The organism is Gordonia amarae NBRC 15530, from assembly GCF_000241345.1.
GTDB lineage: Bacteria > Actinomycetota > Actinomycetes > Mycobacteriales > Mycobacteriaceae > Gordonia > Gordonia amarae.
This window is the reverse complement of record NZ_BAED01000046.1, coordinates 82,660-94,401: the sequence shown is the minus strand read 5'-3', so window position 1 is coordinate 94,401 and position 11,742 is coordinate 82,660. Positions and strand designations below refer to the sequence as shown.

Here is an 11,742-nt window from a genome sequence, read left to right as displayed (position 1 = left end):
GGTGATGGGTCAAAGCCGCGGCGGTCACCGGCGACAGTCAGGGGTCAGTCATGCGCGGGCACCCGGCCGGGCGCAGCTCCGTCGCGCCGCGGCGTCGATTGCGGTGGTCGGGGCGATCGTGGCGTCGCTGACCACCGCGTGTACCCAGACCGCCGGAGCACCGACCCGGCAGGCCGCGGACTTGACTGGCGTGAGTGTCACGGAGACGGGTCCGGGGTCGGTGGTCAGGGCCACGTCGGTTCCGGGCATCGACAGCGCGATCCGTGACACCGGCGCGCGCGTCGCACACGTGATCTACCGGTCCACCTCCGGGATCGACGGCTCCGGGACCGAGGTGTCGGGGACCGTCGTCGGTCCCGCCGAGGCGCCGCCGGCCGGAGGCTGGCCGATCATGGTTCTCGCGCACGGAACCACCGGTATCGACGAGGGCTGCGCGCCGTCCCGGACCCCCGACCTGGCCGGCCTCGCCGGGGTCGTCGTCTCCTACCTGAAGATGGGATTCGTGGTGTCGGTCCCCGACTATCAGGGGCTCGGCGCCCCAGGGGTGCATCCCTACCTGGATTCGGCGACCGCCGGGTACAACGTGATCGATGCGGTGCGTGCGGCGCGGATCGTGTTTCCCGACGCGGGGCCGCGGTGGGCGGCCTTCGGCGGTTCCCAGGGTGGCGCGGCGACGTGGGCGGCCAATGAACTCGCCGCCGAGCGGGGGGCGGGCCGGAATCTGTTGGGCACGGTCAGCCTGGTTCCGGCCGCGGACTTCTCCGGGCTGGTGGACCTCGCAGCCCGGCGGCGCCTGGGCGCTGACCAGCTGGCCGCGTACACCTGGCTGCTGATCGGTGCACAGCGTTCCCGTCCCGGCTTCGACATCGACCTGTACCGGCGCGGGATGGCGGCGCGGAATTGGGATGTGCTCTCCGCCTGTGCCGGACCGGAAGGTTCCCGGCGCAACCGGGTCGTCGCGCGGATTCCGGCCGCGGACCTGGTCCCCGCCACGCCGGCGGCGGCGGCCCGCCTGAAGGAGATCTTCTCCGGTATGGGGGTCGCTCATCGACGGGCCAGCGCGCCGATGCTGATCTACTACGCGGGAAAGGATGAATTCTTTGATCCCGAGTGGACGCGGGCGGCGATCACGCGATCGTGCCGCCTGGGATCGGTGATCGAATCGGTCTACCAGCCGGATGCAACGCATGGAAGCATCGATGGTTCGACGTACGTCGACTGGCTCGGCCGGAGAATGGCCGGAAACCGGGTCGACAATGACTGTTGAACAACCGAACCGACCCGTTTTCAGAACTAGCCTCGGATCGTCATGCGGTAGGCCTCCTTGAGGGCCTCGGACATATTTGCTAAGGAATGGTATCGGAGTACCGCAGCCGTCGAATTCTCCGCTTGTTTCCGGAAATCATCGGAGCTGAAGAACTCGTTGACCGCAGTTGCGGCCTGTGCGGGTGTGTTGCCGACGACCCGGTAGCCCAGCGACGACATCGATCCGATCGTCCTGGACAGGACCGGGCAGCCCGCGGCGGCGGCCTCCAGCGGTGCAAGGGGGCCTCCCTCCCACGCCGCGGTGTGCAGGTACAGATCCGCGTGGCGCAGGATGCCCCGGCTCTCCGCGGGGGTCAGCCATCCGGTGATCTCGACCCCGGCGGCTCGCAGCCCGTCGGCGCCGTCGTCGCCCTCGCCGATCCAGATAAACCGGAATCCATTGTTGTGCAGTATGTTTGCAACCTCTGCGAAGAATCTGGGATCCTTTTGCGCGCAGATCCTGCCGGTCATGGCGACGGTAGGCCGGAGATCGGTTCTCTCCTGGGCCTTCTCGGGTGCGGTCTCCGGAGCCGCGGCGGTCGCGCAGTTGGGCACGATCGTCGCCGGCATCCGGGGATTGAGAGCGTACCCGATCTGTCGTTCCCGCGGGCTCACGGCCACCAGTATCTGCGGCCGCAGACTCAGCGCCTTCTCGGCGGCGTGATAGGCGAGCCGGAGGGCGGGTCGGGAGCCGGTCTCGGTCGCATAGCAGTGTGGCGAGTAGGCGATGTCGATTCGGGCGGGCAATACGGCACGCAGTACACCGGCGAAGCTGGAATGCAGGTGAACTATGTCGAAATCACCGTCGACGACCTGTCGCCGGGCATGACGCAGATATCCGAGGATCGATCCCGAATATCCGGACACGCCCACATTCTCCGGAATTCCAATGGTGCCGTGTCCGGGGCGGGAACGTATCAGCAGGTGATGATCGTGTTCGGGTGTCGCGGTGATGTAGTTGACGATGGCAGTCTGCACGCCGCCGCCGAATGCCTCGGAAACATGAGCGATTCGCATCGAGATTCCTCGTTCTGGTTATTCCGGTCAGGGTATTCCACAGGTCGGACAACGGTGTCTGACGGGTATCGGGTTTCTTTATCGTAATCGCTGTTCGGCTGTTATCTCAGCCTCGCCGAAGAAAATGAGCTCCCGGGCAAACTTCTGGCCGACCTGCTTGGCCAGGGTAGGCGCTGCCGTAGCCGGCGTCGAACGAGCCCACGTCGGCGTCGGTCTGCTTGAACCGGGCGTGCTCACGCGAGGAGGGTGAAGGGGGAAATGCCCGGTGGGATCGAATGGGGTGTATGCGGGTGACGTGCTCATGATCGCTCACCCTGGTTTGCGGTACCCGGGGCAGGTGGATCCTCTCGTAGGGGCGGTGCCACTCAGGCACTCTGGGAGTGCGATTCCCGGGAGTGTGATTCCGCGGGAGCGCGATTGACCGAGCGAGTCACGTCGCCCCCCATTTCTGGGGCATGCTGTGGGGTATGTCTGTGTGGATGATCGTCGGGATCGTCGTCGCCGTGTGGATCGCGGTGTCGGTACCCCTGGCGTTGCTCGTGGTGGGTGTGATCCGGCGCCGCGACCGTCAGGTCGAGGAGCTGCCCCCCGCCCGGGACACCGGCAGGTCCGGGGGGCGACCATCCGGAGGGAGCCGCGGTGCCCGCCGCTGAACGCGTTCTACTGGATGCGGGCCTGGGCGGATCGTGTCGACTCTCGACCAGTTCAAGCATGATCTGGAACTGGCCGCGAAACGTCTCGGCCTACTCACTCCATAGCCCGGATAGTGAAGGCTCGTCACATCTCGGCGATCGGCGATGAGTCGGCTATTGCTCAGAGGGCGACGGCACCGATGCTGAAGCCGGCGCCGTTGAGGCGTTCGGTGAGCGCGTCGCCCATCGCGACCGCCGGGGTGAGCACGCCGTGGTGGTCGGGCAGCTTGTCCCGGTCGAGGGCGAGGGCCAGGGCGCTCTCGCCGAGCATCACCGCCGTCGCTTTGTAGCCGGGATCGCCCCAGGCCCGGAACCGGGACCGGTAGCGCCGCCCGGAGGTGCTGGTGGTGAATGCCTCTGCGGTGAAATGTCCTTTGTCCCTGGCCGTCTGCGTCGGTCCCTCGCCGGGCGCGGGCAGGATCCGGTCGAGCAGTCTGCGGGTGGGACCGAAGCTCATGGCGCCCAGGAAGGCGCTGGTGCCCACTCCCACCAGGCCCGCGGTCACCGCCGACACCACCGGGATGTCGCCGACGTTCATCGTCTCCCCGTAGTGGAAGTCCTCACCATAGGCGTTGTGCAGCAGGATATTCGAGCGACGGACGATCCGGGTGTTGTGTGAGGCCATGAAGAACGGGGCCAGCGTCCCCGACAGCGACGGATCCACCTTGCGGGCCGAGACGATGTTGAGATCGCTGGGTTCCGAACCGATCCCGGCGCGCGGCGGGGCGCCCGGCCCCGACGACAGCGCCTGCGGGTTCAGCATCAGCCTGCGCACCTGCGCATCCTTGGCCTGCTCGGCGATCACCCGCACCGAGTCGACCGTTCCGCCCGACACCCCGCCCCGGAAGGACTGCAACACGAAGGTGGTGTCGGTGAGCTGCCCGGCATCGTCGTCGGAGATCTTGCGGTACAGCGCCCACACCGACAGATCCGACGGGATCGAATCGAAGCCGCACGAATGCACGATGCGCGCACCAGATGCGGCCGCGAGGTCGTGCGCCTTGTCGATGGAGAACCGCACGAACGGCACCTCGCCGGTCAGGTCGACGTAGTCGGTGCCTGCGGTGGCGGCCGCCACCACGAGTGATTCCCCGTACTTGAGGTACGGGCCGACAGTGGTGCACACCACCCGGGTACGGGCCACCATCGCATCCAGCGATGCCGGGGAGTCCACGTCGGCGACGATCACCGGCCACGCGGCGGCGGGCCCACCGATCCGTTCGCGGACCGCGAGCAGCTTGGCCTCCGAACGCCCCGCGAGGGCGATCCTCGTGCCCGCCGGCGCGTGTTCGGCGAGATACCGCGCCGTCAGTTCCCCGACGAATCCCGTGGTCCCGAACACGACCACGTCGAACTCGCGGGCTCCGGTGGCTGCGTCTGAAGTCATGTGTCCGACTCTAGCGGTCCCCGGCCCCCGCGCAGGGTGCCTCTAGGGTGGGAGGATGCACGACGCACGAACCGAGTACCCGTCGACCCTGCAGGCGCGGGTCATCGTCGACGAACTGATCCGCGGCGGGGTACGCGAGGCGGTGCTGTGCCCGGGTTCGCGGAACGCGCCGCTCGCGTTCGCGCTGCACGCCGCCGACACCGTCGGCCGGTTGCGGCTGCACGTGCGGATCGACGAACGGGCGGCCGGTTTCCTGGCACTCGGCCTGGCCGCGGCGTCCCGGCAGCCGGTGCCGATCATCATGACCAGCGGCACCGCCGTCGCCAACATGTCGCCCGCGGTGTTCGAGGCCAACTACGCCCGCGTACCGCTGGTGGTGGTGTCGGCGAACCGGCCGTATGAGTTGCTCGGCTCGGGTGCCAACCAGACCATCGAACAGTTCGGCATCTTCGGCACCCAGGTGCGCGCCGCGATCAGCCTCGGCCTGGCCGAGCAGGATCTGGACACCAACTCGCAGTGGCGTTCGGCGGTCGGCCGGGTGCTCGCCGCCGCCCGCGGCGCCCGCACCGGCAACGCCGGCCCGGTCCAGTTCGACATCCCGCTGCGGGAACCGTTGGTCCCCGCGGACCTCGGTGGCGAGTCCGACCAGGACCCATGGGAACTGGGGAGGTTCGCCGGACGGCCCGACGGGCTGCCGTGGACGCAGGCCCCCGTCGGTAGGCTCGACGTGCCGCTGCCGATCGACCTGGGCCTGGACACCGTCGTCGTCTCCGGGCACGGGGCCGGCGTGCACCCCGAACTGGCCGTGATACCCACCGTCGCCGAGCCGACGGCCCCCGCCCCCCAGACCCCGCTGCATCCGCTGGCGCTCGACCTGATCTCGCCGCGGCAGGCCATCATCTGCGGCAGGCCCACCCTGCATCGCGGGGTGTCGCGGCTGCTCGCCGACCCGAACGTGCGGGTGTACGCGCTCACCACCGGACCGCGCTGGCCCGACGTGTCGGGAAATGTGTACGCCACCGGCACCCGCGCCGAGGCCACCGGCACCCCCGGCGAGGCATGGCTCAAACACTGCGCCGCCACCCAGCACCGCGTCGTGTCGGCCGTCGACGCCGAACTCGACGCCCCCGGCAGCACCACCGGCCTGCACGTGGCGCGCGTGGTGTCGGCGGCGCTGCGGCCCGGCGACCAGCTGGTGGTGGGGGCCAGCAACCCGATCCGCGACGTCGCGCTCGCCGGCCGGGTCAGCCCCGAGGTGCGGGTGCTGTCCAACCGGGGTGTGGCCGGTATCGACGGCACCAACTCCACCGCCATCGGCGCCGCCCTGCACCTGCAGTCCCGTGACCCGGGCGCCCGCACCGTCGCCCTCATGGGTGATCTGACGTTTGTACACGACGCCACCGGCCTGCTCATCGGGCCCGGTGAGCCGCGGCCGTCGAACCTGCGGATCGTGGTCGCCAACGACGACGGCGGCGGCATCTTCGGCCTCCTCGAACAGGGCGACCCCCGGTTCAACACCGGCCCCTACGCGGGTGCTTACGAGCGGGTGTTCGGCACCCCGCACCGCACCGGCCTGGCGTCCCTGTGCGCCGGATTCCACATCGCCCACCGCCGGGTCGACCTCGCCGCACTGGCCGGCTACCTGCAGACCGACGTCCCCGGCGGCCTGGAGGTGGTGGAGGTCAGCACCGACAGGACACGCCTGCGCGAACTCCACGCGGCGATCGGCGCCCGCTACCGGGCGACGTCATGAACCCGACGCTGCTGCGGCGGGTGCAGAAAGGCCTGCTGCTGGTCGGGCTCGTCGGCACCGTGATGGGGGCGGTGCTGGTGATCGCCTGTTTCCGCAACGACAGCCAGATCGAGGCCCACAAGGTGACGGTGATGGCCGACGTGATCTCCGCGGGGAGCCTGCGCGCCGACGTCAGCTTCCAGACCCCCGACGGCCAGCTGCACAGTCCCCGCCTGGGCCTGCTCTATCCCACCGAACTCACCCAGGGGCAGCGGATCAGCGTCGAATACGACGCCACCAACCCCGACCTGGCCCGTCCCGCAGGCCGCGACGCAAGCCTGTCGATCGTCCCCGCCCTGTCGGTGGTGGCGCTGCTGTGGCTGATCGTCGGCGGCCTCGTCGTCGGCCTCGCCGAAACCAACCGCAGGCTGACCACACGTGCGCAGGACCGGGCCGGTCACGAGGAGTCCCGTGCTTCCGCCGACGCCCCGCAAGGAGCGGCGGCGCCGACCCAGTAGCGTTGTCGTCATGGCTGACACTGCAGGGCCCCAGACCCGGGCGACACTCGACAAGGATCCGGCTGAGGTCGCCCAGATGTTCGACGGCGTCGCCAAACGCTACGACATCACCAACACTGTGCTCTCGTTCGCGCAGGACCGGCGCTGGCGTTCGGCCACCCGCAAGGCGCTGGCCCTGAAGCCTTCCGACGTGGTGCTCGACCTGGCCGCCGGCACCGCCGTGTCGACGGTGGAACTGGCCAAGTCGGGGGCGCGTTGCATCGCCGCCGACTTCTCCCTCGGCATGCTCAAGGCCGGTGCCGGCCGGCCGGTGCCCAAGGTGGCCGCCGACGCCCTGTGCCTGCCGTTCGCCGACCAATCCTTCGACGCCGCCACCATTTCCTTCGGCCTGCGCAACGTCAACGATGTGCCCAAGGCGTTGAGTGAGTTCCATCGAGTCCTCAAACCCGGTGGCCGCCTGGTGATCTGCGAATTCTCCCACCCCACGCTCCGGCCCTTCCGCACCGCGTACATGGAGTACCTGATGAAGGCGCTGCCCGCGGTGGCCACCAGGGTGTCGAGCAATCCCGACGCGTATGTGTATCTCGCAGAATCGATCCGGGCGTGGCCCGACCAGTTCGACCTCGGTGAGCTCATCCGCGACGCCGGTTTCACCTCGGTCCGCTGGCAGAACCTCACCGGCGGCATCGCCGCCATCCACTCCGCGGTCCGCTGACTCCCCGTACCCGGCTTGGGAGCCTCACCTCACCTGACCCTTCGACCCCTGACCGGACCACCTCACACGTGCGGCACCGGACATCCGGGCGTGAAGGTGCCCAGCTCCTCGACCCGGTACCCGTTCGGGTAGCAACGCACCTGCGGGGTCTGCCGGCCGAACATCGGTTCGCGGCGCGGTGGGAACAGCAGCCGGATCGCCAGCCCACGCGCCTTGAGGCCGCCGCGCACCACGGCCCGCTCCACCCGGCTCGGCGTCGGGTAGTGGAACGCGGCCCGCAACCGATCATCCATGAGCGCGAACGAGATCCGCCGCACCGCGGCCCGCGGCAGCAGATGGAACGGCGGGAACGTACCGAGCAGATCCAGCGTCGCGTCGGCCACCGCCACCGCCTTGGGGGAGTAGGCGAAATGGGCGGTCTCGTACTCGTCGAGCAACGTGGCGAAACCGGCGTACGTCTCGGGAATCCCCTTGATGCCCATGCGTTTTCCGAGTAGCCGGTAATAGTCGGTGAGTGCGATGACCTCAGCGTCGGAGAGCGTGCGCCACTCGTAGGTGTTGATCCACTCCACCGGGCACACCACGAACGTCGCCAGCACATACAGCAGGTCGTCGTTGGGGATGTCGTACATGCCGTGCATCTCGTTGATGCGCCGGATCCCGGTGCGGCCCAAGGTCGATGACACCCCGTGCTCGATAGGTGCGTCGAGCAGCAACACGGTGTCGTCGTAGCGCTTCTGGGTGCGTTCGGTGAACTCGCCGGTGTCGCACAGCAAATCGCCGATCGACGGCACCGCGTACGTACGGAACAACGCGAAACTCAGCGCCTGCGTGTTGCCCCACGGGAACTCCCGCGTCACCAGCTCACGCACGATGGTCTCGAAGTCGGCGGTATCCCTGCCGGCGAGGTCGTCGCGCAGGGCGAATCTCCTCGTGCGCCGCGCGCGAAGTCTCGCGGGCAGAGACGTGGCTGTCGTCATGTGACGTAGGTTACCCCGCGCTCAGCGGAACGGCGGACGGTCGTCGACGCGGGTGGACAGGAGCCCGGCGGTGCGCCAGGCGCGGGCCACCAGGTCGGCGTCGTCGGGGGTGATGAGGTTGCCCATCACCCGCACCACCATCGACATCAGCCGCGCCGACCGGATCCCCGGTCGCCCGAGCGCCGGCACCGCCTGCGGCACCGTGAGCACCCCCGCCAGCCTGCGCGCCGCGGAGAAGGCGAGCCCGTAGTGCTCGGTGAGCACATCACGCCAGCGGGTGGTGTAGTCGTCGGCGCCGAGCAACTCCACGGCCAGGCGCCCGGTTTCCATCGCGTAGTCGATGCCCTCGCCGTTGAGCGGGTTGACGCAGGCCGCGGCGTCGCCGATCAGCATCCAGTTGCGCCCGGCCACCCCGGAGACCGCGCCGCCCATCGGCAGCAGTGCCGACGCCACCCGCATCGGGGACCCGCTGATCCGCCACTCGTCGCGGACGAAGTCCGCGTAGTGCTCCAGGATCGGCCGCAACTGCATGCTCGCGGGCCGTTTTGCCGTCGCCAGCGCCCCGACACCCAGATTGAGCAGGTCATTCCCGAGCGGGAACACCCACCCGTACCCGGGCAGCAGCGCGCTGTCGGGTCCGCGCAACTCCAGATGCGAACCCATCCACCGCTCCTCGGCCCGCTCCGACGACACGTAGGCCCGCGCCGCGACACCGTACGCGGTGTCCCGGTGCCACTCGCGGCCCAGCTTCTTGCCCAGGGTGGATCGCACCCCGTCGGCGACGATCACATCCCGGACCCGCAGGGTCGACGTCCCGTCCGGTCCGGCGAGGGTGACCGCCTCGATACGGTCACCGGCCATCACCACATCCACGGCCTTGGTGCCCTGCAGCATCGTCACACCCCGCGCCACCGCGTACGCGCGGATCTCTTCGTCGAGTTCGGTGCGGGCCACCGCGCTGCCGTACGCGGGAAAGCGTCCCGACGGCCACGGCACCTCGCGGGTGGCGCCCCAGCCGGCCAGCCGCAGGCCGTCGATCCGCGGCCTGCCCTCGAGCAGTCCGCCGAGACCGAGCGCGTCGAGCTCGGCCACGGCCCGCGGGGTCAGTCCGTCGCCGCACGTCTTGTCCCGCGGGAAGGCGGCCCCGTCGACGAGCGTCACCTCGCGACCGGCGGCCACCGCGTGCGCGGCCGCGGCCGACCCGCCCGGGCCCGCGCCCACGACCAAAACGTCCGTGCTCTTGGGGAGGTTACTCACCCGATCAGTATGTCGGCACGGCGCAGCGGTTACGCTCACAGGCAGTGCGGCGGTCATCGGTGGCCGTCGCGGGAGAGCAACGAGATGGGGCGGCACGGGACGTGAAGTCGACTTTCGCCGGACTTGACCTGGGCACCGACGAGTTCGCGGAGGTGGTGCGGTCGGCGCTGGCAGACGTCGAGGACCTGCTGATCACCGAACTGTCGTCGGGCGACCAGATCATGACCGAGGCCGCCACCCACCTGGCGAAGGCGGGCGGCAAGCGGTTCCGCCCGATGTTCGCGATCCTGGCCGCCCAGTTCGGCACCGACCCGGGCAGCCGCGACGTGATCACCTCGGCGACGGTCGTGGAGATGATCCACCTGGCCACGCTGTATCACGACGACGTCATGGACGAGGCCCCGATGCGGCGCGGCGCCCAGTCGGCCAACTCGCGCTGGACCAACAGCATCGCGATCCTGTCCGGAGACTTCCTGTTCGCCCGGGCCTCCCGGCTGGTGTCGACGCTCGGCCCCGAGGCGGTGCGGATCATCGCCGAGACCTTCGCCGAACTGGTCACCGGCCAGATGCGCGAAACGGTGGGCGCGGGTGAGGGCGTCGACCCGATCGACCACTACCTCAAGGTGGTGTGGGAGAAGACCGGTTCGCTGATCGCGGCCGCCGCCCGGTTCGGGTCGATGGCCGCGGGCGCCGACGCCGAGCGCATCGAGCGGCTCGCCAGGATCGGCGACATCATCGGCATCGCCTTCCAGGTGTCCGACGACATCATCGACATCTCCTCGGCCACCGGCGACTCCGGCAAGACCCCGGGCACCGACCTGCGGGAGGGTGTGCACACCCTGCCGGTGCTGTACGCGCTGCGCGGTGACGAACCGTCGTCGGCCCGGCTGCGGGGACTGCTGCTCGACGACGCCGGGAACCCGCGCCCGCTGACCGTCGACGCCGAGGTCACCGAGGCCCTGGAACTGCTCAACGCCTCACCCGGTATGGCCCAGGCGAACGCCAAACTGCAGTCCTTCGCCGACGAGGCACTGGCCGAACTGGCCCAGCTTCCCGACAGCCCCGCCAACGGCGCCCTCTCCTCCCTGGTCCGCTACACCATCGACCGCACCGGCTAGCGGAAAATTTCTGGAGGTATAGCCAATCCCCGCCCGGCGGCACTATGCCGCCGAGAATCGCTATATCGCCAGAAAATTGTGGCGCACCGGAAACCCACGGCACCTGACGTACGTTTGGCATAGTGAATCGGCTTGCTGCCGGTGTCGACGTTCGGAAGGTGGGTGCGCATGCATTTCAACGGGCTCAAGACGGCACTGCTGCTCGGCCTGATGTCGGCGATCATCGTGGGAATCGGCGCCATGTTCAAGAGCCCGGTGATCCTGGTGGTGGCGATTGTCTTCGCCGTCGGCATGAACGGCTACGTGTACTTCAACAGCGCCAAGATGGCCCTGCGGTCGATGCGGGCACAGCCGGTGACCGAGGTGCAGGCACCCGTGCTGTACCGGATCGTGCGTGAGCTGGCCACCACCGCGCACCAGCCGATGCCGGCGCTGTACATCAGCCCCACCGAGTCGCCGAACGCGTTCGCCACCGGCCGCAACCCGCAGCACGCCGCCGTCTGCTGCACTGCCGGAATCCTGCAACTGCTCGACGAACGGGAGCTGCGGGCCGTGCTCGGGCACGAACTGTCGCACGTCTACAACCGCGACATCCTGATCTCGTCGGTGGCCGGTGCGATGGCGTCGGTGATCACCGGCATCGCCAACTTCGCGTTCATGCTCGGCGGGAACCGCGAGAACGGCCCCGGCATCATCGGCGTGATGGCGATCTCGCTGCTCGGTCCGCTCGCCGCGAGCCTGATCAAGATGTCGGTGTCCCGGTCCCGGGAGTTCCAGGCCGACGAGTCCGGCGCCGAACTCACCGGCGACCCGCTGGCCCTCGCGTCGGCGCTGGCCAAGATCTCCGGTGGCGTCGACCGGGCACCCCTGGCCCCCGAACCCGCGATCCAGTCGCAGTCTCACCTGATGATCGAGAACCCCTTCCGTGGCGGCGGGATGTCCAGGATGTTCTCCACCCACCCGCCGACCGCGGAACGGATCGCCCGCCTGCAGGAGATGGCCCGGCGCGGGCGGTAGTGGA

The 11,742-nt window shown here is 69.2% G+C and carries 11 protein-coding genes and 1 pseudogene; 7 read left to right on the top strand and 5 right to left on the bottom strand.

The features are described from left to right. Positions 1-4 precede the first annotated feature (4 nt). Positions 5-1,267: a lipase family protein gene (locus GOAMR_RS12730; protein ID WP_005188120.1), complete on the top strand. Its 1,263-nt coding sequence runs from the start codon at positions 5-7 to the stop codon at positions 1,265-1,267. Positions 1,268-1,293: 26 nt separating this feature from the next. On the opposite strand, the gene GOAMR_RS12725 is transcribed toward GOAMR_RS12730, so the two are convergent. Together GOAMR_RS12725 and GOAMR_RS25595 are read right to left on the bottom strand one after the other, a co-directional pair. Beyond that, positions 1,294-2,322 (bottom strand): glycosyltransferase family 4 protein, encoded by a 1,029-nt coding sequence (locus GOAMR_RS12725; RefSeq protein WP_005188119.1) that lies wholly within the window; start codon positions 2,320-2,322, stop codon positions 1,294-1,296. 108 nt (positions 2,323-2,430) lie between these two features. Further along, positions 2,431-2,566, bottom strand: a pseudogene (locus GOAMR_RS25595) (1,4-dihydroxy-2-naphthoyl-CoA synthase); the annotation flags it as partial. Positions 2,567-2,789: 223 nt separating this feature from the next. Between GOAMR_RS25595 and GOAMR_RS24795 the strand changes: the two are divergent. Further along, a complete protein-coding gene (locus GOAMR_RS24795) occupies positions 2,790-2,975 on the top strand; it encodes a hypothetical protein (protein WP_138943710.1) in 186 nt (61 codons plus the stop codon). 160 nt (positions 2,976-3,135) lie between these two features. Here the strand turns inward: GOAMR_RS24795 and GOAMR_RS12720 are convergent, their stop codons facing one another. Then, a complete protein-coding gene (locus tag GOAMR_RS12720; protein WP_005188117.1) occupies positions 3,136-4,401 on the bottom strand; it encodes a saccharopine dehydrogenase family protein in 1,266 nt (421 codons plus the stop codon). A 55-nt stretch (positions 4,402-4,456) separates the two neighbouring features. Between GOAMR_RS12720 and menD the strand changes: the two genes are divergently transcribed. From menD to GOAMR_RS12705, 3 genes are read left to right on the top strand one after another with little or no spacing between them, the layout of a single operon-like run. Next, a complete protein-coding gene (menD, locus tag GOAMR_RS12715; protein WP_005188116.1) occupies positions 4,457-6,154 on the top strand; it encodes a 2-succinyl-5-enolpyruvyl-6-hydroxy-3-cyclohexene-1-carboxylic-acid synthase in 1,698 nt (565 codons plus the stop codon). Next, on the top strand, positions 6,151-6,651 hold the full coding sequence (locus GOAMR_RS12710) for a DUF3592 domain-containing protein (protein WP_005188112.1): 501 nt from the start codon (positions 6,151-6,153) through the stop codon (positions 6,649-6,651). The genes menD and GOAMR_RS12710 overlap by 4 nt, the downstream gene beginning before the upstream one ends. A gap of 10 nt (positions 6,652-6,661) precedes the next feature. Then, positions 6,662-7,366: a demethylmenaquinone methyltransferase gene (locus GOAMR_RS12705; protein ID WP_005188111.1), complete on the top strand. Its 705-nt coding sequence runs from the start codon at positions 6,662-6,664 to the stop codon at positions 7,364-7,366. A gap of 62 nt (positions 7,367-7,428) precedes the next feature. On the opposite strand, the gene GOAMR_RS12700 is transcribed toward GOAMR_RS12705, so the two are convergent. Together GOAMR_RS12700 and GOAMR_RS12695 are read right to left on the bottom strand one after the other, a co-directional pair. Then, positions 7,429-8,346 carry an oxygenase MpaB family protein gene (locus GOAMR_RS12700; protein ID WP_005188109.1) on the bottom strand — a complete coding sequence of 306 codons (918 nt, stop codon included), beginning with the start codon at positions 8,344-8,346 and terminating at the stop codon, positions 7,429-7,431. Between the two features lie 21 nt (positions 8,347-8,367). Further along, positions 8,368-9,603: a geranylgeranyl reductase family protein gene (locus GOAMR_RS12695; RefSeq protein ID WP_040515152.1), complete on the bottom strand. Its 1,236-nt coding sequence runs from the start codon at positions 9,601-9,603 to the stop codon at positions 8,368-8,370. A gap of 101 nt (positions 9,604-9,704) precedes the next feature. On the opposite strand from GOAMR_RS12695, the gene GOAMR_RS12690 reads away from it, so the two are divergent. Further along, positions 9,705-10,721, top strand: coding sequence for a polyprenyl synthetase family protein (locus tag GOAMR_RS12690; RefSeq protein ID WP_040515150.1), 1,017 nt, complete (start codon positions 9,705-9,707; stop codon positions 10,719-10,721). 168 nt (positions 10,722-10,889) lie between these two features. Continuing rightward, the gene (gene htpX, locus GOAMR_RS12685; RefSeq protein WP_005188104.1) at positions 10,890-11,738 is read left to right on the top strand and encodes a zinc metalloprotease HtpX; all 849 of its coding nucleotides are present in this window, start codon (positions 10,890-10,892) and stop codon (positions 11,736-11,738) included. Positions 11,739-11,742: the final 4 nt, after the last annotated feature.

Bases quoted from the DNA above. Each gene is read 5' to 3' on its own strand.
- GOAMR_RS12705 (WP_005188111.1), top strand. From the start codon at position 6,662: ATGGCTGACACTGCAGGGCCCCAGACCCGGGCGACACTCGACAAGGAT.
- GOAMR_RS12710 (WP_005188112.1), top strand. From the start codon at position 6,151: ATGAACCCGACGCTGCTGCGGCGGGTGCAGAAAGGCCTGCTGCTGGTC.
- htpX (WP_005188104.1), top strand. From the start codon at position 10,890: ATGCATTTCAACGGGCTCAAGACGGCACTGCTGCTCGGCCTGATGTCG.
- GOAMR_RS24795 (WP_138943710.1), top strand. From the start codon at position 2,790: ATGTCTGTGTGGATGATCGTCGGGATCGTCGTCGCCGTGTGGATCGCG.
- GOAMR_RS12730 (WP_005188120.1), top strand. From the start codon at position 5: ATGGGTCAAAGCCGCGGCGGTCACCGGCGACAGTCAGGGGTCAGTCAT.
- GOAMR_RS12700 (WP_005188109.1), bottom strand. From the start codon at position 8,346: ATGACGACAGCCACGTCTCTGCCCGCGAGACTTCGCGCGCGGCGCACG.
- menD (WP_005188116.1), top strand. From the start codon at position 4,457: ATGCACGACGCACGAACCGAGTACCCGTCGACCCTGCAGGCGCGGGTC.
- GOAMR_RS12725 (WP_005188119.1), bottom strand. From the start codon at position 2,322: ATGCGAATCGCTCATGTTTCCGAGGCATTCGGCGGCGGCGTGCAGACT.
- GOAMR_RS12720 (WP_005188117.1), bottom strand. From the start codon at position 4,401: ATGACTTCAGACGCAGCCACCGGAGCCCGCGAGTTCGACGTGGTCGTG.